At 77.2% G+C, this 1,208-nt stretch carries 1 protein-coding gene and 2 pseudogenes; 1 reads left to right on the top strand and 2 read right to left on the bottom strand.

Features of this window, described 5'->3' with window-relative positions; genetic code table 11:
- Positions 1 to 355: pseudogene (locus tag KCH_RS47595) on the bottom strand (PP2C family protein-serine/threonine phosphatase); the annotation flags it as partial.
- Between the two features lie 156 nt (positions 356 to 511).
- Positions 512 to 772: pseudogene (locus KCH_RS47600) on the bottom strand (PAS domain-containing protein); the annotation flags it as partial.
- Between the two features lie 155 nt (positions 773 to 927).
- On the opposite strand from KCH_RS47600, the gene KCH_RS42200 reads away from it, so the two are divergent.
- On the top strand, positions 928 to 1,208 hold a 281-nt coding region (locus tag KCH_RS42200), incomplete at its 3' end, for a hypothetical protein (protein WP_208865910.1).

The raw sequence follows: 1,208 nt of genomic DNA on the forward strand, positions 1-1,208 counted from the left end.
GGGGGTGGTAGCGGGCGCAGACGGCGGTGGCGGTGGCGGCGGTGAGGTCCTCGGCGGCCTCGTTGAGCCAGCCGAGCAGCCGGCCGGGTCCGGCGCCGGTGTAGGCGAGGCCGCGCAGCGCGTTGCGCAGCGCGACCATGCCGGTGGCGGCCTCGACGCCGTGTCCGGCCATGTCGCCGACCACCAGCAGGGCGGTGCGGTCGGGCAGCAGGGTGGTGTCGTACCAGTCGCCGCCGACCCGGTCCTGCTGCGAGGAGGGCCGGTAGCGGACGGCGGCGCGCAGTCCGGCGCTCTCCAGCGGCGGCGGGGCGGGCGGCAGGATGGCCTGTTGCAGGCGCAGCGCGAGGCGGTGGTTGTCGGCGGCCTCCTGCCGGGTGTCGGCGAGGCGTTCGGTGGTGGCGGCGAGCGCGGTCTCGGTCCAGTGCTGGGCGGAGACGTCCTGGTAGGCGCCGCGGACGACGGCGGTGCGGCCGCGGATGTCGAGGACGGGTTCGGCGACCAGGCGCACGTAGTGGGTGTAGCTGCTGAGGTGCCGCATCCGGAACACGGCGGAGTCGCTGCGGCCGCGCCGGGTCGCGGAGTTGACGACCCGTCGGACGGTCTGCTCGTCGTCGGGGTGGACGTGCGCGGCGAGGGCGGCGAGCGGGACGGGGGCGGTGCCGGCGGGCAGGCCGAGCAGTTCGGCGGTGCGCGGCGTCCAGTGGATCTCGCCGGTGCGCAGGTCCTCCTCGAAGCCGGCGAGGTGGCTGAGGCGTTGGGCGGTGCGCAGCATGTAGTCGGTGCGGTCGGTGCCGGCGGCGGGCTGCCAGCTGACCAGCAGGCGGTGGCCGTGCCGGGCGGCGGCCAGGTCGAGCAGCACGGGACGGGGGTCTGGCCGGACAGGAAGGTCAGGGCCAGGCTGTCGCGGCGCAGCGGGCGGCCGGTGGCGTGCACGTCGAGCAGCAGGTCGAGCAGGCCGTCGGCGCAGGCCAGCGGGTAGGCCTCGGTGAGGGTGCGGCCTTCGACGCGGTGCGCGGGCCGGTCGGCGAGGTCGGTGAAGGCGGCGTTGACGCGGGCGAGGCGGAAGTCGGCGGGGTCGCCGTGGGCGGGTTCGGGGTCGAGCAGCATGGCGGGGGCGAGTGCGGGGTCCAGGGCGGAGGTGTCGGAGGGGGCGGGGCCGGGGTCGGCGCCGCCGTCGGCGAGGGCGAGCGCGCAGACCTCGGCGACGG

This window comes from Kitasatospora cheerisanensis KCTC 2395 (genome assembly GCF_000696185.1).
Taxonomy (GTDB): domain Bacteria; phylum Actinomycetota; class Actinomycetes; order Streptomycetales; family Streptomycetaceae; genus Kitasatospora; species Kitasatospora cheerisanensis.